Source organism: Micromonospora sp. DT41, from assembly GCF_049841715.1.
Classification (GTDB): Bacteria; Actinomycetota; Actinomycetes; order Mycobacteriales; family Micromonosporaceae; genus Micromonospora; species Micromonospora profundi.
This window is the reverse complement of the sequence record NZ_JBNCKU010000001.1, coordinates 554,571-579,481: the sequence shown is the minus strand read 5'-3', so window position 1 is coordinate 579,481 and position 24,911 is coordinate 554,571. Positions and strand designations below refer to the sequence as shown.

Annotated in this window: 28 protein-coding genes; 14 read left to right on the top strand and 14 right to left on the bottom strand. The window is 70.9% G+C overall.

The window, feature by feature from the left end; translation table 11 throughout:
• Positions 1-21 precede the first annotated feature (21 nt).
• Complete coding sequence (locus ACLQ23_RS02640) at positions 22-1,497, top strand: leucyl aminopeptidase family protein (protein WP_355592863.1); 1,476 nt, start codon at positions 22-24, stop codon at positions 1,495-1,497.
• A 7-nt stretch (positions 1,498-1,504) separates the two neighbouring features.
• Here the strand turns inward: ACLQ23_RS02640 and ACLQ23_RS02635 are convergent, their stop codons facing one another.
• Positions 1,505-2,092, bottom strand: a complete 588-nt coding sequence (locus ACLQ23_RS02635) for an O-methyltransferase (RefSeq protein ID WP_053659157.1) — start codon at positions 2,090-2,092, stop codon at positions 1,505-1,507.
• 281 nt (positions 2,093-2,373) lie between these two features.
• Between ACLQ23_RS02635 and ACLQ23_RS02630 the strand changes: the two genes are divergently transcribed.
• A complete protein-coding gene (locus ACLQ23_RS02630) occupies positions 2,374-3,813 on the top strand; it encodes a S1C family serine protease (RefSeq protein WP_355631997.1) in 1,440 nt (479 codons plus the stop codon).
• 76 nt (positions 3,814-3,889) lie between these two features.
• The gene (locus tag ACLQ23_RS02625; RefSeq protein ID WP_355592738.1) at positions 3,890-4,315 is read left to right on the top strand and encodes a preprotein translocase subunit TatB; all 426 of its coding nucleotides are present in this window, start codon (positions 3,890-3,892) and stop codon (positions 4,313-4,315) included.
• A gap of 109 nt (positions 4,316-4,424) precedes the next feature.
• On the opposite strand, the gene ACLQ23_RS02620 is transcribed toward ACLQ23_RS02625, so the two are convergent.
• From ACLQ23_RS02620 to ACLQ23_RS02610, 3 genes are all read right to left on the bottom strand, one after another.
• Positions 4,425-5,573, bottom strand: a complete 1,149-nt coding sequence (locus ACLQ23_RS02620; RefSeq protein ID WP_355631984.1) for an Mrp/NBP35 family ATP-binding protein — start codon at positions 5,571-5,573, stop codon at positions 4,425-4,427.
• 75 nt (positions 5,574-5,648) lie between these two features.
• Positions 5,649-6,299 (bottom strand): DUF1003 domain-containing protein, encoded by a 651-nt coding sequence (locus ACLQ23_RS02615; protein WP_355592734.1) that lies wholly within the window; start codon positions 6,297-6,299, stop codon positions 5,649-5,651.
• Complete coding sequence (locus ACLQ23_RS02610) at positions 6,292-7,578, bottom strand: magnesium transporter MgtE N-terminal domain-containing protein (RefSeq protein ID WP_355631986.1); 1,287 nt, start codon at positions 7,576-7,578, stop codon at positions 6,292-6,294. The genes ACLQ23_RS02615 and ACLQ23_RS02610 overlap by 8 nt, the downstream gene beginning before the upstream one ends.
• A 33-nt stretch (positions 7,579-7,611) precedes the next feature.
• Between ACLQ23_RS02610 and ACLQ23_RS02605 the strand changes: the two genes are divergently transcribed.
• Positions 7,612-8,487, top strand: a complete 876-nt coding sequence (locus ACLQ23_RS02605; protein WP_355592730.1) for a PhzF family phenazine biosynthesis protein — start codon at positions 7,612-7,614, stop codon at positions 8,485-8,487.
• A 128-nt stretch (positions 8,488-8,615) separates the two neighbouring features.
• The gene (locus ACLQ23_RS02600) at positions 8,616-9,080 is read left to right on the top strand and encodes a hypothetical protein (protein ID WP_425880341.1); all 465 of its coding nucleotides are present in this window, start codon (positions 8,616-8,618) and stop codon (positions 9,078-9,080) included.
• 18 nt (positions 9,081-9,098) lie between these two features.
• Here ACLQ23_RS02600 and ACLQ23_RS02595 read toward each other — a convergent pair whose 3' ends face one another.
• Positions 9,099-9,851 carry an HAD family hydrolase gene (locus ACLQ23_RS02595; RefSeq protein ID WP_355631991.1) on the bottom strand — a complete coding sequence of 251 codons (753 nt, stop codon included), beginning with the start codon at positions 9,849-9,851 and terminating at the stop codon, positions 9,099-9,101.
• Between the two features lie 95 nt (positions 9,852-9,946).
• Here ACLQ23_RS02595 and ACLQ23_RS02590 point away from each other — a divergent pair, with 95 nt between their 5' ends.
• A complete protein-coding gene (locus tag ACLQ23_RS02590) occupies positions 9,947-10,912 on the top strand; it encodes a DMT family transporter (protein ID WP_425880280.1) in 966 nt (321 codons plus the stop codon).
• A 3-nt stretch (positions 10,913-10,915) separates the two neighbouring features.
• Here ACLQ23_RS02590 and ACLQ23_RS02585 read toward each other — a convergent pair whose 3' ends face one another.
• Complete coding sequence (locus ACLQ23_RS02585; protein WP_355592723.1) at positions 10,916-11,191, bottom strand: hypothetical protein; 276 nt, start codon at positions 11,189-11,191, stop codon at positions 10,916-10,918.
• A 10-nt stretch (positions 11,192-11,201) separates the two neighbouring features.
• Positions 11,202-12,026, bottom strand: coding sequence for an SDR family NAD(P)-dependent oxidoreductase (locus ACLQ23_RS02580; RefSeq protein WP_355632000.1), 825 nt, complete (start codon positions 12,024-12,026; stop codon positions 11,202-11,204).
• Positions 12,027-12,157: 131 nt separating this feature from the next.
• Between ACLQ23_RS02580 and ACLQ23_RS02575 the strand changes: the two genes are divergently transcribed.
• A complete protein-coding gene (locus ACLQ23_RS02575) occupies positions 12,158-13,114 on the top strand; it encodes an HpcH/HpaI aldolase/citrate lyase family protein (RefSeq protein WP_355592721.1) in 957 nt (318 codons plus the stop codon).
• Positions 13,115-13,193: 79 nt separating this feature from the next.
• On the opposite strand, the gene ACLQ23_RS02570 is transcribed toward ACLQ23_RS02575, so the two are convergent.
• A complete protein-coding gene (locus ACLQ23_RS02570; protein WP_355592719.1) occupies positions 13,194-13,703 on the bottom strand; it encodes a DUF4190 domain-containing protein in 510 nt (169 codons plus the stop codon).
• 117 nt (positions 13,704-13,820) lie between these two features.
• Here ACLQ23_RS02570 and ACLQ23_RS02565 point away from each other — a divergent pair, with 117 nt between their 5' ends.
• Positions 13,821-14,726 carry an SDR family NAD(P)-dependent oxidoreductase gene (locus ACLQ23_RS02565; protein WP_355592717.1) on the top strand — a complete coding sequence of 302 codons (906 nt, stop codon included), beginning with the start codon at positions 13,821-13,823 and terminating at the stop codon, positions 14,724-14,726.
• 15 nt (positions 14,727-14,741) lie between these two features.
• Here the strand turns inward: ACLQ23_RS02565 and ACLQ23_RS02560 are convergent, their stop codons facing one another.
• Positions 14,742-15,278: a DUF4190 domain-containing protein gene (locus ACLQ23_RS02560; protein ID WP_355632721.1), complete on the bottom strand. Its 537-nt coding sequence runs from the start codon at positions 15,276-15,278 to the stop codon at positions 14,742-14,744.
• A gap of 176 nt (positions 15,279-15,454) precedes the next feature.
• Between ACLQ23_RS02560 and ACLQ23_RS02555 the strand changes: the two genes are divergently transcribed.
• On the top strand, positions 15,455-16,651 hold the full coding sequence (locus ACLQ23_RS02555; RefSeq protein WP_306272842.1) for an acyl-CoA dehydrogenase family protein: 1,197 nt from the start codon (positions 15,455-15,457) through the stop codon (positions 16,649-16,651).
• A gap of 122 nt (positions 16,652-16,773) precedes the next feature.
• On the opposite strand, the gene ACLQ23_RS02550 is transcribed toward ACLQ23_RS02555, so the two are convergent.
• Positions 16,774-17,181, bottom strand: a complete 408-nt coding sequence (locus ACLQ23_RS02550; RefSeq protein ID WP_355592711.1) for a CoA-binding protein — start codon at positions 17,179-17,181, stop codon at positions 16,774-16,776.
• Positions 17,182-17,207: 26 nt separating this feature from the next.
• Complete coding sequence (locus tag ACLQ23_RS02545) at positions 17,208-19,274, bottom strand: intein-containing Rv2578c family radical SAM protein (RefSeq protein ID WP_355632724.1); 2,067 nt, start codon at positions 19,272-19,274, stop codon at positions 17,208-17,210.
• 91 nt (positions 19,275-19,365) lie between these two features.
• Between ACLQ23_RS02545 and ACLQ23_RS02540 the strand changes: the two genes are divergently transcribed.
• Entirely contained in the window at positions 19,366-19,785 is a 420-nt protein-coding gene (locus ACLQ23_RS02540; protein WP_355592707.1) for a thiol-disulfide oxidoreductase DCC family protein, read from the top strand.
• On the opposite strand, the gene ACLQ23_RS02535 is transcribed toward ACLQ23_RS02540, so the two are convergent.
• The 3 genes from ACLQ23_RS02535 to trxA form a co-directional block, all read right to left on the bottom strand.
• Positions 19,749-20,720 carry an HTTM domain-containing protein gene (locus ACLQ23_RS02535; RefSeq protein WP_355632726.1) on the bottom strand — a complete coding sequence of 324 codons (972 nt, stop codon included), beginning with the start codon at positions 20,718-20,720 and terminating at the stop codon, positions 19,749-19,751. The genes ACLQ23_RS02540 and ACLQ23_RS02535 overlap by 37 nt on opposite strands.
• Positions 20,717-21,157 (bottom strand): hypothetical protein, encoded by a 441-nt coding sequence (locus tag ACLQ23_RS02530; protein ID WP_355592703.1) that lies wholly within the window; start codon positions 21,155-21,157, stop codon positions 20,717-20,719. Before ACLQ23_RS02530 ends, ACLQ23_RS02535 begins: the two co-directional genes overlap by 4 nt.
• Before the next feature lie 151 nt (positions 21,158-21,308).
• Positions 21,309-21,671, bottom strand: a complete 363-nt coding sequence (gene trxA, locus ACLQ23_RS02525; RefSeq protein ID WP_030329190.1) for a thioredoxin — start codon at positions 21,669-21,671, stop codon at positions 21,309-21,311.
• Positions 21,672-22,220: 549 nt separating this feature from the next.
• Here trxA and ACLQ23_RS02520 point away from each other — a divergent pair.
• The 4 genes from ACLQ23_RS02520 to ACLQ23_RS02505 all read left to right on the top strand — a co-directional run bounded on the left by ACLQ23_RS02520 (position 22,221) and on the right by ACLQ23_RS02505 (position 24,831).
• Positions 22,221-22,736, top strand: a complete 516-nt coding sequence (locus tag ACLQ23_RS02520; protein WP_053659194.1) for a MaoC family dehydratase — start codon at positions 22,221-22,223, stop codon at positions 22,734-22,736.
• A 91-nt stretch (positions 22,737-22,827) separates the two neighbouring features.
• Positions 22,828-23,352, top strand: coding sequence for a hypothetical protein (locus ACLQ23_RS02515; protein ID WP_355592701.1), 525 nt, complete (start codon positions 22,828-22,830; stop codon positions 23,350-23,352).
• A 95-nt stretch (positions 23,353-23,447) separates the two neighbouring features.
• Positions 23,448-24,071 carry a TrmH family RNA methyltransferase gene (locus ACLQ23_RS02510; protein WP_355592699.1) on the top strand — a complete coding sequence of 208 codons (624 nt, stop codon included), beginning with the start codon at positions 23,448-23,450 and terminating at the stop codon, positions 24,069-24,071.
• Between the two features lie 40 nt (positions 24,072-24,111).
• Positions 24,112-24,831 carry a DUF6758 family protein gene (locus ACLQ23_RS02505; protein WP_355592697.1) on the top strand — a complete coding sequence of 240 codons (720 nt, stop codon included), beginning with the start codon at positions 24,112-24,114 and terminating at the stop codon, positions 24,829-24,831.
• Positions 24,832-24,911 lie beyond the last annotated feature (80 nt).

The window sequence follows — 24,911 nt, the reverse complement described above, 5'->3', positions numbered from 1 at the left end:
TTCCTGGAGGTACGGTTCCGCGTGCTCGACATCTGCCCGATCGCCGAGCCCGACCGGCTCGACGTCCTCGTCCTGCCCGTCCGCCCCTCCGATGAGGCGCCGGGGGGCGATGCCTCGGCAACACCGGCGTCCACAGCCGTGACGCTGCCGGACGGCACCGCCGAGGAGGCCGCCGCGCTGGTGCCGGCCGCCCGGCTCAGCGGCCGGGCCGGCGAGATCCGCACCCAGTTGCGCCCGGGTCGCAGCCCTGGCCGGCTGTTCCTGCTCGGCATCGGTGACGGCAGCGAGTCGGCGTGGCGGTCCGCCGGTGCGGCACTGGCCCGCTCCGCCTCAGATGAGACGCACATCACTATCGCGCTGCCGGCCGACAGCGGCCCCGAAGCGATTCGCGGGCTGACCGAAGGGCTGCTCCTCGCCTCGTACCGGTTCCGGCTGGCCGAGACCGACAACCCGCCCGCGCTTGGCGCCGTCGACCTGCTTGTCGCGGACCCGGCTGCCCACGAGGCCACCGTCGCCACGGCCCGGACCACCGCCGCCATGACGCGCCTCGCCCGCGACCTCACCAACACCCCCTCGTCGCAGAAGACCCCGCAGTGGTTCACCGAGCAGGTGATCTCCGCCACAGCCGATCTGCCCGACCTTCGCCTCCGGGTCCGTGGCCCGGACGAGTTGGCAGCCGAGGGCTTCGGCGGGATCCTCGCCGTGGGCGGCGGCTCGGCCAGCGCCCCGCGACTGCTCGAGTTGGACTGGCACCCGGCCGACGCGCGTACCCACGTGGTGTTGATCGGCAAGGGCATCACGTTCGACACCGGCGGCATCTCGATCAAGCCCGTGCCGGCGATGAAGCTGATGCGCAAGGACATGGCGGGCGCCGCCGCCGTCGTCGCGGCCACCCTGGGCGCGGCGGCTCTGCGCCTGCCCGTCCGGGTCACCACGCTGACCCCGCTCGCCGAGAACATGCTCAGCGGCTCCGCGTTCCGCCCGGGCGACGTCATCCGGCACTACGGCGGCACGACAAGCGAGACGACAAACTCCGACGCCGAGGGTCGCCTGGTCCTCGCCGACGCGCTGGCGTACGCGGTGCGGCAGCTCAAGCCCGACCTGCTTATCGACCTGGCCACCCTCACCGGTGCCAACGCCGTCGCGCTCGGCAAGCGCACCGCCGCCCTGTACAGCGAGAACGACGCCCTGGCCGCCGACGTTATCGCCGCGGTCGAGGCTGCCGGCGAGGCGGCCTGGCGGATGCCGCTGAACAACGACTACGCCGAGTACCTGGGCAGCGAGATCGCGGACCTCTACAGCGCGCCCACCCAGGGCGCAGGGTCGGTGCTCGCCGCGCTGTACCTGCGGGAGTTCGCCGGCGAGATGCGGGACCGCTGGCTGCACCTGGACATGTCAGCACCGTCCTGGGCCGACGGCGACCACGCGGAACTCACCCGGGGAGCGACCGGCTGGGGCGTACGCTCGCTGCTGCGCTGGCTGGCCAGCATCGACTGACCGCAGGTCAGCACTTCACGGCGGCGAGCACCCCGTGCCCGACCGGGAGCAGCGCGGGAATCCAGTGCTCCGACTCCCGGACCGCCTTGATCGTCTCGCGGACCGTCACCGTCTCCGCGTCCCGGGCGGCCGGGTCGGCGATCCGGCCGCCGGCCAGCATGCCGTTGAGCGCCAGCACGCCTCCGGGCCGTAGCAGCCGCAGCGCTGCCTCGACGCAGGCGTGGAATCCGGTCGCCTCGGCGTCGACGAAGACGAGGTCGTACGCCCCGTCGGCGAGTCGGGGCAGGACGTCCAGCGCGCGGCCGGTGATGATTCGGGTACGGCCCGCGGCGAAGCCCGCCTCGGTGAAGATCCGGCGGGCGATCCGCTGGTGCTCCACCTCCAGGTCGATGGTGGTGAGCACACCGTCGGCACGCATGCCGCGCAGCAGCCAGACACCGCTCACCCCGGTGCCGGTGCCGATCTCCACCACCGCGCGGGCGTTGCCGGCCGCAGCCAGCAGCCGCAGCGCCGCGCCCGCGCCGGGGGTGACCGCCTCAAGGCCCACCTCGTGAGCCAGGCTGCGGGCGGTGCGCAGGACGAGATCCTCGGTCACGTACGACTCGGCGAACTGCTGAGCCTGGGCCGTCGAACTGCCGGAACCGGCGACCGTGGCGATGGGGCACCTCCGGGCGGTGCGTGGTGCGGGGGCGGGTTGGCACTGTGAGCGTAGAGGCGACCGCCGAGAGGCGCAGCCGCGCCTCCGTCCCTTTCGATCACCAGCCGCAACCGCTGACTCCACAGCGCGCATCCGTGCAATCCTGGAAGCGGTATTCCGTGAGCCTCGACCGCGCCGAGCCGTGGCCGGGCACCGCCGCCACGGGATCCGGGGACGGACTGGGAGGCACCGACGTGACCGACGGCTGGGATTGGCGCCGGGGCGGTGAGACTCCGGCTCCGGCGCGACCGCCCGGGGCAGGGGTCCCGTCGGCGGGGCAGCCGGCCAGGCCGGGGAGCGGCTACGCGCCTCCGGCCGGGCCACCGCCAGGAGCGTCACGGCCCGGTGCGGCATACGCCGGGCCGGCGGCGAGCTGGCAGGCGTCGACCGCTGGCGGCTCCGGTGCGACCGCCGCCTCGCCCTGGTGGTCCGACGCCCTCGGTGACCCGTGGCGCGACCCGGCGGCACCGGCCGCCGTGGTGGTGCCCGGGGTGGTCGCCGCCGGCGCCGAGCCCGAGCCGGTCATCGACCCGGACGCGCCCGCCCGGCCGTCGCTGCGCCACCTGCTGCTCATCCCGATGATCACCGCGCTGCTGGCCGGAACCCTCGGCGGGGCTTTGGGCTACGCGTTCGCGGTTCGCGGCGGTGCCGGCGGCGGTACGGTGCTCGGCGCCGAGCCGGTGGAGCCTCCAGCGCTCGCCCAGCGCAAGCCGGAGTCACTGGCCGGGGTCGCCGGCCGGGTCCTGCCCAGCGTGGTCACCGTGCGCGTGAGCAGCCTCGGCGGGACCAGCGAGGGCTCGGGCTTCATCGCCAGCGCCGACGGGCACGTGATCACCAACGATCACGTGGTGGCCGGCAGCAGCGGCAAGGCCTCGGTGGTCTTCAACGACGGCACGACCGCTCCGGCGACCGTCATCGGTCAGGACCCGGAGTCGGACATCGCGGTGATCAAGGTCAACCGGACCGGGCTACGACCTGTGGAGTTCGGCGACTCCGACGGTCTGGCCGTCGGTGACCCGGTGCTCGCCATCGGCTCACCGCTCTCGCTTGCCAACACGGTCACCGCAGGCATCGTGAGCGCCCTGGACCGGACGATGCAGGCCGGCGAGCCGGGCGGCCCGGTGCGTTACTACGCGGCCATCCAGACCGACGCCGCTGTCAACCACGGCAACTCCGGCGGGCCGCTTGTCGACGGCGCCGGACGGGTGGTCGGGGTCAACTCCACGATCAAGTCGCTGGTCGCCGAGGGGCAGGAGGCCGGCAACATCGGGCTCGCCTTCGCCATCCCGATCAATCAGGCCAAGCGGGTGACCCAGGACATCATCGGCACCGGCAAGGCCCGGCGTACGGTGATCGGCGCTCAGGTCGGCGGCCCGGGTGCAGGATCCAACGGCGGCGGCGTACGCCTGGTGGCCGTGGAGCCGTCCGGGCCGGCCGCCGATGCGGGGCTGAAGGCCGGCGACGTGATCACGAAGCTCAACGGCCGACCGATGACCGAACCGACGGACCTGATCGCACTGGTGCGAAAGTTCGCCCCCGGCTCGGTGGTGACTGTCGAGTTCCGCAGAGGGGGTGCCCAGCAGAACGCCTCGGTCACCCTCGCGGCGGACGCCAAGTGAACTGCGGGTCACCCCCTGCCCGAAAGCCGGTTCACGTGCGTAGTCTTGCTGCTGACGGCGAGAGGGGGCCTGCGGAATGTTGGACAACCTGAACTGGTGGGAGATCGGTGCGCTGCTGCTCTTGGCGCTGTTGATCTTCGGGGACCGGTTGCCTGCCGTGATCAACGATGGTCTGCGGATGGTCCGTAACCTGCGCAACATGGCCCGCAACGCCACGGGCGACCTCAGCCGGGAGCTGGGCACCGACATCCAGCTCGAGGATCTGCACCCGAAGGCCTTCATCCGCAAGCACCTCCTCAGCGAGGAGGACGAGGCGGCGATCCGCAAGCCGTTGCAGGGCGTCTACGACGATCTGCGCGCCGACGTCAACGGCGTGCACAACGAGCTGAAGGACGTGGCCAACGCCGCGGACCTCCGCTCGAACGGCTCCCGGCCGACCAGCACCGCCACCAGCGCCTCCCCGGCACCGGCCCCGCGGGTCAGCTACGACGACGCCACCTGACCCGCCCTGCGGGCAGCGTTCAGGCTTCAAAGAGGCAGCCCGGCGGAACGGGGCAAGGCCCCGCCCGCACCGGGCTGTCAGTTTGCGACGGCCTCAGCGGCCGGCCGCCTCAGCGACCTGCAGGCTTGAGGCCGAGGGGCTTGCCGAGCAGCGACTCACGGCGCAGCGCGAGCCGGTCGGCGATCGTGCCGAGCGCCTGCGCGGCCGGGGACTCCGGCTCGGCCAGCACGATCGGGTTGCCGGCGTCGCCGGCCTCGCGGACACGGGTGTCCAGCGGGATCTGCCCGAGCAGCGGCACCTGCGCGCCGATCGTCCGGCTCAGCGACTCGGCGACTGCCGTACCGCCGCCGGAACCGAAGATCTCCATGCGGGAGCCGTCCGGCAGTTCGAGCCAGGACATGTTCTCGATGACGCCGACCACCCGCTGGTGGGTCTGCAGGGCGATCGCACCGGCCCGCTCCGCGACCTCGGCGGCCGCGGTCTGCGGGGTGGTGACCAGCAAGATCTCCGAGTTGGGCAGCAGTTGGGCCAGGGAGATGGCCACGTCGCCGGTGCCCGGGGGCAGGTCGAGCAGGAGCACGTCGAGGTCGCCCCAGTAGACGTCGGCCAGGAACTGCTGCAACGCCCGGTGCAGCATCGGGCCGCGCCACACCACAGCCGCGTTGCCTGAGGTGAACATGCCGATCGAGATCACCTTCACGCCGTGCGACTGCGGCGGCATGATCATGTCTTCGACGCGTGTCGGTCGACCGTCCGCGCCGAGCATCCGGGGCACCGAGTGGCCGTAGATGTCGGCGTCGACCACGCCGACGGAGAGCCCACGGGCGGCCAGTGCCGCCGCCAGGTTGACAGTCACGCTGGACTTGCCGACACCGCCCTTGCCGCTGGCCACCGCGTACACCCGGGTGCGGGAGCCCGGCTGCGCGAACGGGATGACCGGCTCCTCGCTGGCGCCGCCGCCGCGCAACTGTGCCTGCAACGACTGCCGCTGCTCGGGGCTCATCACACCGAAGTCGATCTCCACGCCGGTGACACCGGGCACCGCGGCCACGGCGGCGGTGATGTCCGTACGCAGCTTGTCCTTGAGCGGGCAGCCGGCGACGGTGAGCAGCAGCTCGACCCGCACGACGCCGTCGGCGCCGATCGTGGCGGAGCGGACCATGCCCAGGTCGGTGATGGGCCGGCGGATCTCCGGGTCGTTGACGGTGGCCAGGGCGGCCTGGATCGCGTCCTCGACGGTGCTGACGGGTGCTGACATGCCCGCAATGCTACGTCGCGGGGCATCCGCTCCGACCGTTGACCGGGGCCGGTGTGAGCCAATCGATCCGGCTCATCAGCCGTCCTGGCTGCGGGGGCCGGTGCCGTCCGACCGGGCGTTCCGGGAGAAGTCGCCGTCCAGGTCGTCGCGCGGCTCGTCGAGCGCTCCGCCGTCGGTCGCCCGCTGGGCGCGCTTCTCCTGCCGGCTGTCCCGCTCCTGCTGGCGGCGCTCCAATCGCTGCCGCCGCTGCCCCGCCTCGTCCAGTTCCTCGGCCAGCCGGGTCAGTTCGGAGCGGAGGAAGTCGCGGGTGGCCACCTCGCCCAGCGCGATCCGCAGGGCGGCGATCTCCCGTGCCAGGTACTCGGTGTCCGCCTTCTGCGCCGTGGCCCGGCGCCGGTCCTCCTCCAACGCCACCCGGTCGCGATCGGCCTGCCGGTTCTGCGCCAGCAGGATCAGCGGCGCCGCGTAGCTGGCCTGCAACGACAGCACCAGCGTGAGGAAGGTGAAGGTGTACGGGTCGAAGCGCAACTCGGCCGGGGCGAGAGTGTTCCAGCCGAACCAGATGGCGATCACCACAGTCATGACGACCAGGAAGTTCGCGGTGCCCATGCCCCGGGCGATGCCCTCCGACCAGCGGCCGAACGCCTCCGCGTCGAAGCGGGGCAGCTTGACCCTCCGAGGCTCGCGCGGCTGGTCGAGACGCTCCGTACGCCGCTGCTCAGCCATCAGCGCCGTCCAGCACCGCGTCGGTGGCGCCCGCGGCACCGAGGACGCCCCGGTCCCGCCAGTCCCGGGGCAGCGAGTGGTCCAGTACGTCGTCGACAGTCACGGCACCGACCAGCCGGTTGTTCCGGTCGATCACCGGCATGGCGACCAGGTCGTAGGTGGCCATCCGGCGGGTGATCTCCGGCAGCGGCGTGGTGGGGCGCAGCGGGTCGATGTCGTTGACCACCACCTTGCCCAGCAGGTCGGCAGGCGATTCACGCAGTAACGCCTGGAAGTGCACCATGCCCAGGTAGCGCCCGGTCGGGGTGTTCTGCGGCGCCCGGGTCACGAAGACCTGCGCGGCGACGGCGGGGGAGAGCTGCGGCTCGCGGATCCGGGCCAACGCCTCGGCGACTGTCGCGTCCGGCGGCAGGATGACCGGCTCGGACGTCATCACGCTGCCCGCCGTGCCGGGGGTGTAGTTGAGCAGCTGCCGCACCGGGTCGGCCTCGTCCGGCTCCATGAGATCCAGCAGCACGTCCTGCTCGGGCGGCGGCAGTTCGTTGAGCAGGTCCGCCGCGTCGTCCGGGTCCATCTCCTCCAACACGTCTGCGGCCCGTTCCCGGTCCAGCGCGGCGAGGATCTCCACCTGGTCGTGTTCCGGCAGCTCACTGAGCACGTCGGCCAGCCGCTCGTCGTTCAGCGCCGCAGCGACCTCGTTGCGCCGTGTGTCAGGCAGGTCCTGGAGGGCGTTGGCAAGGTCTGCCGGGCGCATGTCCTCGAGGACGGCGAGCAGGTTCGCCGTACCCCGGTTGTCGGCGATGCCGCTGAGCCCGCGCACGCGGTCCCACTCGACCTGGTGCAGGTGGCCCCGGCGGGTGATCCGGCCGGTCTGCTCGCGGACCGCGACGCGGGTGAGTGACCACTCGCCGCCGCGCGCGCACTCCATCGCGACGTCCACCACAGTGCCGGGCTGACCGCCCGGGTCGAGCTGCACCCGCCGGTCCAGGAGTTCCTGGAGCACCAGCAGCTCGTTCAGTCGCTTCTCGAAGCGCCGCAGGTTGAGGGTGCCGGAGCCGAGCACCACGGCGTCCGCGTCGATCGAGGTGATCCGGTTGATGGACAGGAAGATCCGCCGGCGCATCGGCATCTCGGCGACCAGACCCACGACCTCCGGCGGACGGCCGGTCGCCCGCAGCCGGGCCACCGCGTCACGGACCCGGCCCACCTGGTCACCGTTCGGATCGAAAACGGCGACTCCGGCGAGGCGGGCGATGTAGATCCGGGTCGGCGTGCTCACGGGCACCAGCCTAAGCGCCTAGTGTTTAGCAACATGTCGACCTTGGCCTACGAGATCGTGGACGTCTTCACCGACCGCCCGTTCAGTGGCAACCCACTGGCCGTGGTGTTCGGCGCGGAGGCGCTGGCCACTGAGCAGATGCAGGCGCTCGCACTGGAGTTCAACCTGTCCGAGACGGTGTTCGTGCTGCCACCTACCCAGGTCGGCGCGACGTACCGGGCCCGCATCTTCACTCCGACCGAGGAGTTGCCGTTCGCCGGGCACCCCAGCGTCGGCGCGGCGGTGACCGCAAGTCGGCGCGGGATGTTCGACGTGGGACAGGTCACCCAGGAGTGCGGTGCCGGGGTGCTGCCGATCGAGGTGACCGCCACCGGTGCGACGCTCACCGGCAGCAGCCCCACCCTCGGCCCCGAGTTGGACCCGGAGCCGCTGCTGGAGATCGCCAGCCTGGTCGCGGACGACTACGACAGGAGCGGGCCGGCGCCTCGGGTGGCCGGCTGCGGGCTGGAGTTCCCGTACCTGCCGGTGTTCCCGGATTCGGTGGCCCGGGCCCGGGTCAACCCGGCAGCGGCGGAGCGGTACGGCGTGGATCATGTGAGCGTCTTCTCCTGGGATGCCGCCACGCAAACCGCGCACGCCAGGGTTTTCGTGCCAGGGCTCGGTGTCCCGGAGGATCCGGCGACCGGTTCGGCGGCGCTCGGGCTGGGCGTCTGGCTGGTGGCCACGGGCCTGCTGCCGGGCGACGGGCTGTCCCGGTACGCGGTGCGCCAGGGTGTGGAGATGAACCGGCCCTCCGCACTGGCCTGCACAGTGACGGCGGCGAACGGCATGGCCGTCGGCGCTACCGTGGCCGGTCAGGTGATGCCGGTGGCCCGGGGCGAGATCGCCGTGCCGCCCTTCGTGGGCTGAGCCGCGCAGGCCCTGGGTGGACGGGCGACAGCCGATCGACCGGCGGCCACGCGTCGCCGGCCGACGTACGGGAGGATGCGAAGGTGACTGACGACGCGCACACCTCGACGCCGCTTGTCGACGAGGCGATGAAGAAGGCCGCCGTGGCCTGGGTCAGCGTGTCCGGCGGGCCGGCGCTCGCGCTCTGGTGCGCCCCGCTGGAAGGCGCGCTCTACATGGTGAGCGGGCCGGGCGAGCAGGCCGCCCCCGGGTTGGCCGATGCCACCGAGGCGCAGGTCACGCTGCGCGGCGATCACGGCGGTCGCATCGTCACCTGGCCGGCCCGGGTGACCAGGCTGTCGCCGGGCAGCGAGGCGTGGGAGACCACGGCGCCGCTTGTGGCGGGCAAGCGCCTGAACGCGCCCGGCCCGACGGCGGACCTGGTGGCGCGGTGGGCCGCCGACGGCTGCGCGGTGAATCGGCTCGCCCCGGCGGGCGAACCGCTCTCCGGTGCCGACCTGCCGTCCGACGCGCAGACGGAGCAGCCCCGGGAGACTCCGGCGGTCCGCGCCACTCGCAAGCCGTTCCGGCTGCACCGGGTCCGCCGCCGCTGATCCGCCGACCGCCCGCTGTCAGCCTGAAGGACGGTCCGCGCACATCCCGCCGACTCCGGTGCACGCGAGATCGGTGTCCGCGAGGTTCGTCGCGCTCACGAGGTCGAGCACCTCGCGCAGGCTGCCCACAGTCCGGCCGCACCATTCCCGGTCGGCGTTGAAGACCATGTGCCCGGCCAGGTCGGGTGCGGCCAGCCGGACCGCTGTCATCCCGGCCCGTTCGGCGCCGGTCAGTTCCTGGCTGCCACCGTCGCCGACGTACAGGCAGTCGGCCGGCGCGAGCCCGAGCCGCTGACAGGCGGTCAGGTAGAGCTCCGGGTCGGGCTTGCACCGTCCGACCTGCACGGAGAAGACCCGCACGTCGAGCAGCGGGGCGATCGGGAGCTGCGGCAGGAAGGCCGGCAGTTCGTGCGTACAGTCGCTGATCACGCCGGTGCGCAGGCCGCGGTGGCGCAGCGCCGCGAGGACCGGCATCGCGTCGGCTCGCAGCCGGGTGTCCGCGCGGACCGCCCGGTGCCGGGACGCCACGGCCGCCCGCACCGCATGGTCGCTGGGGTGTACGCCGGCAAGGGCGCAGACCCAGCGCAGGGTTGCCTCCGCGTTGCCGAGCCGACCGGTGGCCCGCGCGTAGTAGGTGCGATTGAGCACCTCGTTGAGCGTGTCGATGGAGCAGCCGAGCAGTTCGGCGGTGCGGAGGTGCGCGGCGCCGCGCTGGACCGAGTGGGTGAGCGTGCCGAAGAAGTCGAACAGCACCGCCTGGTAGCTGGGCATGTGACGCGCCTCCGGGCGGTCGACGGTCGCTGGCGCGACGCTGCCTGATCGTAACGGAGTGATGACGCTCTGTGTCCACGGTGATCGTGTGAAGATTGCTTCCCGTGTCCCCCGCTTCGCGTCGCCCGACGCTGGATCCGCTGACCACCGGAGCGGTAGGCCTCGCCGTGGTCGCGGTGTCGTCGTCAGCGCCGCTGATCGCGTACGCGGCCGCACCGGCGCTGGCCATCGCGTTCTGGCGCAACGTGCTGGCGGTGGCCGTGCTGAGCCCGTTCTCGCTGGCCCGACGTCGCGCCGAGTTCCGCGCCCTGGTCGGGCTGGCAGGTCGGCGGGAAGGGCTGTTCTGCGTCCTCTCCGGGGTGGCGCTGGCCGCGCACTTCGCCGCCTGGATGCCGAGCGTCCAGCTCACCTCGGTGGCCGCGGCCACGGCTCTGGTCGCCACCCAGCCGGTCTGGCAGGGGCTGATCGCCCGAGCGCAGGGTCGCCGGCTCCCACCGGTGGTCTGGGTCGGCGTCGCGGTGACGGTCGGCGGTGCGGTGATCGCCACGGGCGCGGACGTGGGCATCTCCACCAGGGCGGTAGTCGGTGACCTGCTGGCCGTGGCCGGTGGCGTGTTCGCCGCCGTCTACACCGCCCTGGGCGAGCGCGCCCGGGCCACCATCAGCACCACCACCTACACGACCATCTGCTACGGGATCTGCGCGCTGATCCTGCTGGTGATCTGCCTGCTCGGCGGGGTCCGGCTGACCGGCTTCGACGGGCGTACCTGGTTGGCCATCCTGGCGTTGGTGGCCGGCGCGCAACTGCTCGGGCACTCGATGTTCAACTACGCCCTGCACCGGATTTCGGCGACGACGGTGAGCGTGCTGATCCTCCTGGAGGTGCCCGGCGCCGCCCTGCTGGCCTGGGTCTGGCTGGGCCAGGTGCCCCGCGCGTACGCGCTGCTGGGCATGTCGTTGCTGCTGGTCGGTGTGGCAGTGGTGGTGCTCGGCGGAGCCCGCGCCGGCCGTCGCGCCACGACCACGGCGCTGCCTGCCGACCCGGCGCCGCTGACCGACTGACGGTCAGACCTCGTGCACCTCGATGACGCGGGTGGTCGGTGCGGCGTCACCGAGGGTGGTACGCAGAGCCGCCCGCTGCGGGTCGACGAGGAACGACTCGTAGCCGGCCCGATCCGCGAACCGGATCACGTGCACCTCGCTCTGCCCGGCGGTGCTGCGCAGCCGTCGTTCCAGCTCGCCGCCGTGCCTGCCGAGCAGGGCAAGGACGTCGTCCTCGTAGCGCTGGCCGGCGGCCTCGGCCCCGGCGGGAAACTCGACGATCGCCACGAGAGTGAGCACGGCGGCCACGCTACCCGTCGATGCCCACGGCGGCGGCGCTTGCCGCCCAGAGCCGGGCGGCGAGCCGTGGGTCGGCAGCCTTGCGGTACGGCCGGCGCAACCGCCTGTTGTAGTAGTACCCCCCGTCGACCAGCCGGGCCGGATCCTGGTTGGCCAGCCAGACAAGCGTCTCGGCGGCCTTCTCCGGGCTGCGGAACGGCAGCGCCCGCATGCCGAACGCGACAACCCTGCTGTCGTTGCCGAACCGGGTGCGCACCATTCCCGGGTGGAAGCTGTGCGCCGGGGTTCCCGGCCAGCGGCGGGCCGCCTCGGCGGTGAACAGGATGTTGGCCTGCTTGCTGGTGCCGTACGCGCCCATCGGCCGGTAACGGCGCAGCGCCGCGTTCAGGTCGTCCGGGTCGAGCGCGCCGAAGCGGTGCGCACCGGAGGCGGTGACCACGATCCGGCCGACCCGGTCGGCGAGCAGGTTGGTCAACAGGAACGGGGCCAGGTGGTTGGCCTGGATCGACAGTTCGAACCCGTCGACTGTGGTGAGCGGCTGGAGCGCGATCGCGCCGGCGTTGTTGACGAGCACGTCGATCCGGTCGTACGCGTCGCGCAGCCCCTCGGCGAGCCGGCGGACGTCGTCGAGCACCGCGAAGTCGGCGCGGAACAGCTCCGGGCGCTCACCCGAGGTCTCCCGTACCCGTTCGGCGGCGGCCTGGAGGCGGGCCGGGTCGCGCCCGACGAGCACCACCTGGTCACCGCGGCAGGCGAGGTTCACGACGGCGGCCAGCCCGATGCCGGAGCTGGCCCCGGTCACCACCACGAGTCGACGCCCAGTGAGATCTTCCACAGGTCCATTCACCCCGGTCACGGCACGAGGTTACCGTGGCGTCAACATGCCCCTTTGGGATCGTTAAGTTTTCTCGAATCTGATGTCAGGTGGCGTCGGCGTGCCCGCCGGACGCTGGAAGGAGTGCATCCATGGCCGCAGTCGGTCGCCCCCGCCGGTCCTGTCTCGCCGTACCAGGTTCCAGCGTCAAGATGCTCGGCAAGGCGCAGGGCCTCCCGGCCGACCAGGTCTTCCTCGACCTGGAGGACGCCGTCGCACCGCTGGCGAAGCCGGACGCGCGCAAGAACATCGTGGCCGCGCTCAACGACGGTGACTGGGCCGGCAAGACCCGCGTGGTGCGGGTCAACGACCTGACCACCCCGTGGACCTACCGGGACGTCATCGAGGTCGTCGAGGGCGCCGGCGCGAACCTGGACTGCATCATGCTGCCGAAGGTGCAGAACGCCGAGCAGGTGCACTGGCTGGACTTGCTGCTCACCCAGATCGAGAAGACGCTGGGCCTGGAGGTCGGGCGGATCGGCATCGAGGCGCAGATCGAGAACGCCGCGGGCCTGGTCAACATCGACGCCATCGCGGGTGCCTCGCCCCGGGTGGAGACGATCATCTTCGGCCCGGCCGACTTCATGGCGTCGATCAACATGAAGTCGCTCGTGGTCGGCGCGCTGATCCCGGACTACCCGGGCGACCCGTACCACTACATCCTGATGCGCATCCTGATGGCCGCCCGGATGCACGACAAGCAGGCGATCGACGGGCCGTTCCTGCAGATCCGGGACGTGGACGGCTTCCGTGAGGTGGCCAAGCGGTCGGCGGCGCTGGGCTTCGACGGCAAGTGGGTGCTGCACCCGGGCCAGATCGACGCCGCGAACGAGGTCTACCAACCGGCGCAGGCCGACTACGACCACGCCGAGATGATCCTCGACGCGTACGACTACTACACCTCGGAGGCCGGCGGGAAGCTCGGCGCGGTGATGCTCGGCGACGAGATGATCGACGAGGCGTCCCGCAAGATGGCGCTCGTGGTCGCCGCCAAGGGCCGGGCCGCCGGGATGAGCCGTACCTCGTCGTTCACCCCACCGGCGGAGTGAGTGATCGGGCCGGGTCGACAGCCGCCGGCTGTCGACCCGGCCCGACAAAGCCGTTTGTACGTCGCCCCGGCCAGCCCTCTCAGTAGCTGCTGGTGCTGCTGTCGGCGTTCGTGACCGCGAAGATGATGATGGCGGCGTAGGCGGCGACCCCGAGCAGCATCAGCGCGGTGACGATCCAGCCGACGATGATTCCGGCCTTCGCCATACCTTCACCAGCCTCGCCGCTGGTGCGGATCTGACTCTGCGCCACGTGGCCGAGGATCGCCCCGATCGGCGCCGTGATCCCACAGGACGTGAGGCCGACAAGGCTCAGCACCAGCGACGCGATGGCAAGCGCGTTGTTCTTCGGGGGCGGCGGGTAGCCGTAACCGGGGTACGGCGGCGGATAGCCGGGCGGGGCGTACGCCACCGGCTGCTCCGGCGCAGCCTGCCCACCGGCGTACGGGTCGGCTGGCGAGTACGGGTCGGGGGGCCCGGGCTGGGTGGGCACCGGCGGACTGGACACCATCGTCGGGTCCAGCGGTGAACTCGCCGGCTGAGCCGACCTCGTGGGGTCGTTCCAGTCGCCGGGGGGCGGGGGATTGGTCATGCGTACTCTCCGTCGGCTTGGGTGCGCCGTCAGGGTAGCCAGGGGTGACCAAACCCGACGCCCCCGCTCCCGGGTGCCGCGTTGCCCAGGTCGGTCCTAACGGGCAGGATCCCTGGCATGGCAATCGAATCGCGTGCCGCGGACCGTTCCGGAAGCCGACCGAGACGGGACGTCAGCCGGCCGGGTGCGGCTCGGCGCGGCCGTGCGACCACGCCGGGCGGCGGGGTCGGCGCCGACGAGCCGGTGGCGCTCCCCGACCCGGTGACCATGCGGCTCGACGGGCGGGTCGCCCTGGTGACGGGGGCGGGAAGCCCGGACGGCATCGGGTACGCGACCGCCCGGCGGCTCGCCGACCTGGGGGCGCGGGTGGCGATCGTCTCCACGACCCGGCGCATCCACGAGCGGGCCGGCGAACTGGGAGTGACAGGCTTCGTGGCGGACCTGACCGACGAGTCGGAGGTCGGCGCACTTGCCGACGCGATCGCCGAGCAGTTGGGCGACGTCGAGGTGCTTGTCAACAACGCGGGCCTGGCGAGCCGGGCCAGTCAGGGTGTCCTGCGGCCGGTCGCGCAGTTGACCTACGACGAGTGGCGCGGCGAGATCGACCGCAACCTGTCCACAGCGTTCCTGTGCAGTCGGGCGTTCATCGGCGGGATGGCGGAGCGGGGCTGGGGGCGGATCGTCAACCTGGCGGCCACCGCCGGCCCGGTGAACGCCCTGCCCACCGAAGCCGCGTACGCGGCGGCGAAGGCAGGGGTGGTCGGGCTGACGCGGGCGCTGGCCATGGAGATGATCGCCGACGGGGTGACGGTGAACGCGGTGGCGCCCGGCACCATCTACACGGCGGCGTCCACGATGGCCGAGATCAAGCAGGGGCTCGGCACGCCTGTCGGTCGACCGGGCACCCCGGACGAGGTCGCGGCGGCCATCAGTTTCCTCTGCTCACCGGCTGCCTCGTACATCACGGGGCAGATGCTCGTCGTCGACGGCGGCAACAGTGTCCGGGAGGCCCGGTTCCGCTGACCGGTCCACCGTCGCTCAGTAGCTGCCGTTGTTGCTGTTGCTGCCGATGATGACGAGGGCCAGCCAGCCGCAGCAGGCCAGCAGGGTAAGCCCTGTGAAGACGTACCCGAGGATCATTCCCCAGGTGGCGAGCTGGCCGCCCTCCTCGCCGCTGCTGCGGATCTGGCGTTTGGCCACGTGGCCGAGGACGGCGCCGGCCGGGGGGAACACGAATGCGAACACCAGCGACAGGATCGCCAGCACGTTCGTGGGCCGGCTCGGTCCGGGGGTCGGCGGGCCGTACTGGCCGTAGGGGCCCTGCGGAGGGTACGGCGGCTGCTGCCCCCAGTGCGCCGACTGGTGCGGTCCCTGCTGCTCGTACGGTGACGGCTCGTCGGCGGGTGGCCCGTACGGTGAGCGTTCCGGCGACCCGAAGGCCGACTGGTCCGGCGGTGGCGGGTACGGCGTCTGACCGGCCGGCGGCGGCGCGTACGGCGACTGGTCCGGAGGTGGCTCGTAGGGTGACGGCGGCGGCTCGTCGCCGGATGGTCCCGACGGTGGCGGGTAGCTCACAGCCGTGCTCCTCCTGCCGGTGCCGGAAAAGTCCCTCTTGCCGGACGCTACCCGCAGCGGTGAACCTTTTCACAGCGGTTGTGTGGACTGGTCACCTTGGCCTTGCCGGCCCGGAGGTCGATACTGACCGAGCGTTCAGTTACCCATGAGTAGTGCGCTGATCCCCGGAGGCTGAGATGGCCCGACTCGCCCAGACGCCCGGCCTGACCGATGTGCAGCAATCGATCCTGGAGACCGTCCGCGAGTTCGCCGACAAGGAGATCATTCCGCACGCCCAGCGGCTCGAGCACGCCGACGAGTACCCCACCGACATCCTCGACGGGATGCGCGAGATGGGGTTGTTCGGCCTCACCATCGACGAGGAGTACGGCGGGCTCGGCGAGTCCCTGCTCACCTACGCGCTCGTTGTGGAGCAGCTGTCCCGGGGCTGGATGTCGATCTCCGGCATCGTCAACACGCACTTCATCGTGGCGTACCTGATCTCCCAGCACGGCTCGGCCGAGCAGAAGGCCCGGCTGCTGCCGAAGATGGCCACCGGCGAGGTGCGCGGGGCGTTCTCGATGTCCGAGCCGGAGACCGGCTCCGACGTGTCGGCGATCAAGTCCCGCGCGGTCCGCGACGGCGACAGCTACGTGCTCAACGGGCAGAAGATGTGGCTGACCAACGGGGCGTACTCCTCGGTGGTGGCCACCCTCGTCAAGACCGACACCGGCGCCGAGTCGGTGTACGGCAACATGAGCACCTTCCTGCTGGAGAAGGAGCCGGGCTTCGGCGAGACGGCCCCCGGCCTCACCATTCCCGGCAAGATCGACAAGATGGGCTACAAGGGCGTCGAGACCACCGAGATGGTGCTCGACGGCGTGACGGTGCCCGACTCGGCGATCCTCGGCGGCGCCGACAAGGTGGGCCGCGGCTTCTACCAGATGATGGACGGCATCGAGGTGGGCCGCGTAAACGTTGCCGCCCGCGCCTGCGGCATCTCCATCCGCGCCTTCGAGTTGGCAGTCGGCTACGCCCAGCAGCGCAAGACCTTCGGCCAGCCGCTCGCCAAGCATCAGGCCATCGCCTTCAAGCTCGCCGAGATGGGTACGAAAATCGAGGCCGCGCACGCCCTGATGGTCAACGCCGCCCGGCTCAAGGACGCCGGCCAGCGCAACGACGTCGAGGCCGGAATGGCCAAGCTGCTCGCCTCGGAATACTGCGCCGAAGTCGTCCAGGAGGCGTTCCGCATCCACGGCGGCTACGGCTACTCCAAGGAGTACGAGATCGAGCGCCTGATGCGGGAAGCCCCGTTCCTCCTCATCGGAGAGGGCACCTCAGAGATCCAGAAGACCATCATCAGCCGAGGCCTCCTAAAGGAGTACAAGCTCTAACCCGCCCTCGAGTTGCCCCGTCGATCATGGAGTTGTGGTGGGGGATTTGGGCGACAAATCCTACTAACTCCGGCACCAGAACTCCATGATCGACGGGATCAGGGAGCGGGATCGGGGGGCGGTTAGGGCAGGCGGGTTAGGGCGGCTTTGGCTCGTTCGACGGCTAGGCAGCGGTCTTCTACGTAGTCCATGCCGGCTTCTTCGGCTATCTTCCGTGCTTCTGCCGAGACGATGCCGAGCTGTAGCCAGACCGCCGGGGCGCCGATCGCCGCCGCGTCGCGAACCACCTGCACGGCGTCGGCAGCCGGCCGGAACACGTCCACCATGTCGACGGGGTGCGGGATGTCGGCGAGCGTCTTGTACGCCCGTTCCCCGAAGAGTTCGTCCACTGTCGGGTTGACCGGGATGATCCGCCAGCCGTACTGCTGCATCTGCAACGGCACGCGATGCGCGGCCTTCGACGGGTCGCGGGACGCGCCCACGACGGCGATTACGGCGGAGTCGGCGAGGATCTGCTGAGCGGTACGCACCCGCCGACTGTAGCTCCGACCTCGGGCTACAGCAGGGTCAGCTGCTCGGCGGCCGGTGGTGGAGGCGGCTCGGGCGCGCGGCGGTTGTCGCCCAGCTCACCACGGTGCAGCCCGTGCCGGCGGGCCGCGATGCGCACCCGGGCGGTCAGCTCCCGCTGGTACGCCTGCGGCGCGTAGGAGCCCGCCCGGTAGAGCTCGCGGTAGCGGGGCACGAGGTGCGGGTACTCCCGGGCCAGCCACTGCGCGTACCACTCCCGGGCGCCGGGACGCAGGTGCAGGGCAAGCGGGGTCACACTTGTCGCCCCGGCAGCGGCAATCGCCGACACTGTGGCGTCGATCGACTCGTCGCTGTCGCTCAACCCGGGCAGGATCGGGGCCATCAGCACCCCGACGGAGAAGCCGGCGTCGGCGAGCGCGCGGACCGCGTCCAGGCGACGACGCGGGTGCGGTGTGCCCGGCTCGACGGCGCGCCAGAGCTGCTCGTCGACGAAGCCCACGGAGTAGGAGATGCCGACAGTTGTCGCCTCGGCAGCCTCACGCAGCAGTGGCAGGTCCCGCAGGATCAGCGTGCCCTTTGTGAGGATCGAGAATGGATTGGCGAAGTCACGCAGAGCCGCGATGATCTGCGGCATCAGCCGGTAACGCCCCTCGGCCCGCTGGTAACAGTCCACGTTGGTGCCCATCGCGACGTGCGCACCCCGCCACGTACGCGCGGCAAGCTCCCGCCGGACCAGCTCGCCGGCGTTGACCTTGACGATCACCTTGCGATCGAAGTCCGCTCCGGAGTCGAGGTCCAGGTAGGTGTGCGTGTTACGGGCAAAGCAGTTGTGGCTGACCACTCCGTTGGCGATGAAGTCCCCGGTGCCAGTGGTGATGTCCCACAGTGGCAGCTCCAGGCCGAGCGGTTGGATGCCGACCACCCTGAGTGCGGTCTGATGCTTGAGCGCCGCACCTTCGATTGACCGCTTTCGAGTGATGGCCGGGTCGGTCAGGTGGAAGAACCGGAGCCGGGCGGCCAGGCCGCCGGTCAGCCTGATCTGTCGCACGCGGTTGGGTAGGCCGCGATCTTCTCGCACACAGGAGAACCCGAACCGGCGTAGTGCCTCCGTCGTCTGGTCGAGGATGGCGTCGTTGCTGTTGCTGATACGCAGGACACCTCTGCTGCAGCTGCCCTCGGCGTCGAAGATGCCGGCCAGGAAGCCGAGCCGCCAATCGTCGCTGGGAGCCGCCGGCCAACTGATCAGCTTCGTGATCGTTTCGATGTCCCGTTGCTTGGAGGTGCGGATGGCAGCCATGGCCCGACGAGTGGCGCTGGCCTCAGTGAACGAGAAGCGCTGCGTTGCGACCCCTTCGGCGTCGAGATAGCGCTCACTACGATTTAGCGCCTCGTCGTCGACCAGCGCCAGCTGGAACCGGTGCACCACCCCGTACGAGTATGTGAAGGCACCGACGTGCGCAGCCCCGCGGATCATGCCGCAGAGGTAACCCCGTCGGTAGTCGGGCGACTCCTTGGGGCCGGTGGCGAAACGGCCGGTGCCGATCAGGCGGTTGTTGGTGGTCAGGTAGGGGCGTCGGCTGCCGCCGTGCATGGCTCCGGTGACGTGCTTCCAGCCACGCTCGGAGAGGAACCGGTGGTCCCCGCTGGCGATGAGCGTTGTGCCGTCCTCCAATGTGACCCGGTAGGCCGCCTTCACAGTCGACCACTTGTCCAGCACGGTGGTGACGACATATCGCCGGTAGGCGCCGCGTCGCTCCGTCCCGTAGATGCGGTCACCCTGCTCCACCTCGCTGATCGGTTTGGTGCGCCCGTCCGCCATCAGGATCGGGGTGTCACCGCCCAGGCAGTAGACGCATGCATGGGAGCAGCCTCGGTACGGGTTGATGGTCCACTCGAACGGGACGCGGGACTGCCCGGGCACCCGGTTGAGGATGGATTTGGCCTGCACCTCGTAGAACGTCATCCCCGCGAACTCGGGGGTGTCGAAGGTGCGGGCGATGGCGCCGGGCAGCGCCAGCGGCAGGGGTGGCGTCGCTGGCGCTGCCCGCTCGGGGTCTCCCTCAACCGGGGGAGCGGTGAGGTTGTCCCAGCGCATGGGCGCTATTCGAACACGTGTACGAGCACGACGCAAGTGACCCGCCGGACACCAGCGCCCAATCCGCAGGCCGGAGGGGGAGGATGGACGCATGGAGACGTCGACATTCGTGTACGACGGGGACTGCGCGTTCTGCACTACCTGTGCGGAGTTCATCGAACGCCGGATCCCCACCGCCGCGCGGGTGGTGCCCTGGCAGTTCGCCGACCTGGACGCGCTCGGCCTCACGATCGCCGAGTGCGAGGAGGCCGTGCAGTGGGTGGGCGCGGACGACTCCCGCGCAGCCGGCCCGGACGCCATCGCGAAGCTGCTCGCCGCCAGCGGTCCCCTCTGGCGGGCGGCCGGCGCCGTGCTGCGGTTGCCTCCCGTGCGCGCTGTCGCCTGGCCCACGTACCGCTGGGTGGCGCGCAACCGGCACCGCCTCCCGGGCGGTACGGCGGCCTGCTCGCTGCCGCAGGAGGCCAGGGAGCGGCTCTACGGCCCGGCGGGTCGCCCGACCACCGGGGCCTGACCTCCGGGCGGCACCGGCTCCGCACCGGCTCCCACCGAAGCAGGGTCGGGCGGCGTCGGTTCGGCGTCGACGCGCGCCTGCTCCGGGGCGTCCGCCGCTGGCCCGCGAGGCTCGCGGCCGACGAGCCGGCGCGCCCAGACCAGTGGGCGGACCCGCTCCAGTGGCAGGAAGCTTGCCATCGCGGCCAGGTGGGGCGCGAACGAGATGGTGATGGTCGCGATGGTCACCGCGTGGAACGAGTAGAAGAAGCCGACCATGGCCACCCGCCAGCGCTCCCGCAGCAGGAAGACCACGGGGCTGAGCAGTTCGAAGGCCACGATGCCGAACTGGGCGACGATCAGCAGGTACGGCACCTGGGCGATCAGGTCCGCCAGGTCGGTGCCGCGTCGGATGATGGCCCTCGCCAGCACCGAGCCGGTCAGCCAGTCCAACCCGCCGAAGCGCAGCTTGGCGAAGGCGGCCAGGAAGTACGTGCAGATCACCGCGATCTGGGTGACCCGCAGCGCCCAGCCGCCGGCCTCGGTGCGGGTGGTGTCGCCGTGCCGGGCGCGGCCGGCGGTGGGCAGCACCGCGAGCGCGACGAGCAGGGCGAACCGGTCGTGGTCCACCTTCCCGTAGCTCATCGCGATGATCATCCACTCCAGGTAGAGCGCGCAGACCGCCCAGCCGAGCAGCCGGGGCGCCCGGCCGGTCGCGGCGAGCAGAGCGACGAGCAGCAGCACCCAGAAGATCACCGCCACCAGCGTCGGCGTCGGCGTGGGTAGTGGAAGGACCCGGCCGATCAGCAACGGCTGGTACAGCTCGCCGGGCACGCTGGCCCGGGTGCGGACCCAGGGAGTGAAGATCACCAGGTCGGCGGCGACGAAGAGGTAGATCAGGGTCCGGAAGGCGGCGATCCGGCCGCGCGGCACCGCCTCGGTCAGCCAGCGGCTCATGGGAGGGCCTGCCAGCGGACCACTGTCTGGTCGATGTGCTGCCCGGTGGGGCGACCGGCGCGAATGCCGTGCCAGCGGATGACGATGCGAACCTCGACCAGTTCGGCGGCGTCCGGGTGGCGTTCGGCGTACGCGTCGGCGATCTGCGTGAGCAGCGTCGGGTCGTCGACGTACCGGGACTGCTGGCCCTCGATCTCGGCGCGGCGGATGCCCGTCGCGTTCTGGTCGAGGTCGATCACGTCGCCGTCGCTGTTAACACCTTCGACGCGGGTGTCGGGCGCTGGCGCGTTCGGCGGGTTGGATGTGGAGTACATCCGGAACGGGCCGAACGGAAAGTCATCGTCGCTGCCCCAGAACGTGCCGACGAGGAGCAGGACGAGGCCGAGCGCGGTAGCGCCCAGCCGGGTCACGCGCCCGCGGGTGGTCAGATTCTCCATCGGGTCGTGACGATACGGGATGTACCGGCCGTGTCGGCTCCGACTGATGGCCAGTTCCGGCTGCCCAGGCGGTGATCATGGGGTGGCGGGAAACGACGAAGGCCGGGCCCGAACCGGACCCGGCCTTTCGTGCCGTCGCAGGACGGACTGGTCAGTGGTTGTGCTCGGCCAACTGCTTGCGGACGTCGTCCATGTCCAGCGCCTCGACCTGCTCGATCAGGTTCTCCAGCGCGGACTCGGGCAGGGCGCCCGGCTGGGCGAAGACGATGACGCCGTCACGGATCGCCATGATCGTCGGGATCGATCGGATGTCGAACTTCGCGCCCAGCTCCTGCTGAGCCTCGGTGTCGACCTTTCCGAAGACGATGTTCTGGTGCTTCTCCGAGGAGCGCTCGTAGACCGGGGCGAACCGCTTGCACGGACCACACCAGTCGGCCCAGAAGTCGACCAGGACGATGCCGTCGTTGCCGGTCACCTCGTCGAAGTTCGCCGAGGTCAGCTCAACGGTTGCCATTGCACTCTCCGATCACCGCGGTTTACCTACGTCCCGTAGAACCAGGGCTGACCGTATCGAATTCCCGGGCGGTGGGGCACGAAACGTGCTCCGGGCTACCCGGGGATCACGAAGGGTCATCGACATGCATCTGTTCATCTCTGTCCTGCGGAACGCAAGTGCACGACGCACTTGCGTGACCTGCCGTGATGGGAGCGTTTCCAAAGAGATCGACTCGATTGAGCTCTACGAATCGGTAACTTGAGCTCTGACGAGGACGTATCCAGCCTGCGGAGATCGCTGATCAACCCACATTTCGTCACGTACAGTAATGTTACGAAAAGATAAATGTGACCTCGATCTCTGTCGGACCTACGTCACCGTAGGGCAGAATTCACCGCATCAGAGCGTGGGCGGCGGGTGCCGGGGAGGGCCCCGCCGCTCATTGCGTCTCCCCCCGTGCGAGTGACCGGTGTGACATTTCCGCCGGGTTCGCGCCCCGCCGGTCGCCTTAACCATCGGTAAGGCATGCTGTCCCGAACTCCATCGCCGCCCGTCGGAGGGGACCACATGCAGTTCGGCCGCTACTACGAGGAGTTCGAGGTCGGCGCGGTCTACCGGCACTGGCCGGGCAAGACCGTCACCGAGTACGACGACCACCTCTTCTGCCTGCTCACCATGAACCACCACCCGCTGCACATGGACGCGCACTACGCCGAGACGGCCAGCCAGTTCAAGCGCAACGTCGTGGTCGGCAACTACATCTACTCGCTGCTGCTCGGCATGTCGGTGCCGGACGTCAGCGGCAAGGCCATCGCCAACCTGGAGGTCGAGTCGCTGCGGCACGTGGCGCCCACCTTCCACGGCGACACCATCTACGGCGAGACCACAGTCCTGGACAAGCGGGAGTCCGGCTCCAAGCCCGACCGGGGCGTGGTGTCGGTGGAGACCCGCGGCTACAACCAGGACGGCACGATGGTCTGCGTCTTCCGCCGCAAGGTCATGGTCCCCAAGCGGGAGTACGCGGCGAGCGCCGTCGCCGAGGGAGTGGACCCGGAGCGGCCCAGCTTCCCCGACCCGCGCTGAGCACCGAAGCGGAGCCACTCCGCCGGTCAGGGCCTCTTTCCCGGCAACAGCATCTGTTGGGGAAAGAGGCCCTGCTCCCGTTTCGCGGCTTATGCTGACGCCGGAGGTGCCGATGAGCCACTCCGTCGCCGGAGAGCCGCCATCAACCGGGCGTCGCGCCGCGCCGTTGACCACCGCTGTCTACTCCGCCGCCGAATGGGACCTGCTCACCAGCCTGCCCGGTCGCGTCCTCGTGGCCGCCACGGCGACAGGTCCCGGCCGCCCCGAACGCGGGGTGCCGGCGGGCCTGGCCGGCCTTGACGCGGTGGCCGCCGGCCGTGGGTTCGACAGCGACCTGGTCCGGGCGGTCGTCGCCGCCATCTACGCCCGCCACGACGGCGTACCGGCACCAACCGAACGCCTCACCGACATGGTGGACCTGCTGGCCGCCTGCCGGGCCGCGGTGCGGGTCCTCCAGCGGCGCGCCGACCCGGCCGACTCGGCCGCGTACCGCCAGTGGGTGCAGTCCGTCGCGGGCCGTGTCTGTCGGGCCGCACCCGGCCCCGGCGGCCTTGCGACCAGCCCGGCGGACCGGCGCTTCCTGGACCGGCTCGGTGGCGCGCTCGGACTGGGCTGACCGCCCGGCTCTCCCGTCGAGCCGCCGGACCCTCGCCCCGGGCCGGGCAGGCCGTCGCGGTGGTCGCTGCGCGGAGGCCGTACCCTCTGATGACCGTGACCGACGACCAGCTTGAGGTGGGTGTGGGGCCCTGGCCGGGGGACCCGCCACAGGACCCGCGCTACGACCCGCAGTTGCTGGCCGAGGGCGACCGGCGCAACGTGGTCGACCGCTACCGCTACTGGCGGCACGAGGCGATCGTCGCGGACCTGGACCAGCACCGGCACGGCTTCCACGTCGCCATCGAGAACTGGCAGCACGACTTCAACATCGGCACCGTGGTCCGTAACGCCAACGCGTTCAACGCCGCCGAGGTGCACATCGTCGGACGGCGACGGTGGAACCGGCGCGGCGCGATGGTGACCGACCGCTACCAGCACGTGCGGCACCACGAGACGATCGAGGAGTTCGTCGAGTGGGCCGCCGGACGGCGGCTGCCGGTGGTCGGCATCGACAACCTGCCCGGCTCCCGGCCGCTGGAGACGGGCACCCTGCCGCGGGACTGCGTACTGCTGTTCGGTCAGGAGGGCCCCGGTCTCTCCGAACCCGCGCGCCACGCGTGCGACCAGCTCTACTCGATCGCCCAGTACGGCTCGACGAGGTCGATCAACGCGGGGGTGGCGAGCGGCATCGCCATGCACGCGTGGATCCGTACCCACGCTGGGCCGCCGCCGGACTGAAACCGCGCCGCGCCGACGCAATCGGACGCTCCGGCTTGACGTGCCGGCGGTCCGGGGTGACGGTGGGGATGTGAGTGTCGCGGTGAGTTGTCCGAGATGCGGGGGCCCGGTACGGGCGCCGGATCTGATGCACACCGAGTCGAGGTGCCTGCGCTGTGGCCCGGTGCCGCCGCTGCACGTACCCGAACACATCGGAGCGGAGATCGTCGCGAGCGTGGTGGAGCAGATCACCGCGACAGCCGGTCCACCCGGGACGCCGCTGTGGTGCCCGTGGCCTCTGCTGCCCGGGTGGACTCTCACCGGAGTGGCGTACGCCGGGGACGACCGCACCGGAGTGCGGGCGACGGCGGTGGCCTGCGCCGGCCCGGCGCCGCTCGGTGGTGGTCCGGCGGACCTGGTCTTCGTGGCCGAGGAGCCCGGCGTCGGCCTGGGCACCAGACTTGCCGGTCTGTCCGGGCCGGACCCGGGGCCGGAGTTGGCCGACGCGTTGAGCGACCCCGGGCCGGGGCATCCGGAGCATGTTGGGCAGGCCAGGATCCGTGTGGGCGGTCATCCGACTCCACTGTGGTTGGTCAATTCGCCGACGGATCGAAGTGCGTACGCCGGCGAAGCTCGGGGAATGTGGCTGCATGCGATAGCCTGGCCGGCGAGTGCGGGTCACCTGCTCGCGGAAGAAGTCGTGCTTCACGACCTGACCGAGTGGACTCCCCCCGAGCTCGTGTACGGCGCACCGTCCCCGTACCTACCCGGCAGGGCTTGACAACCCCTACGGATTGACGGAGAACGGACGCAGATATTCACTGTACGACACCACACTGATACTCTGGGTGCCGCTGCGGT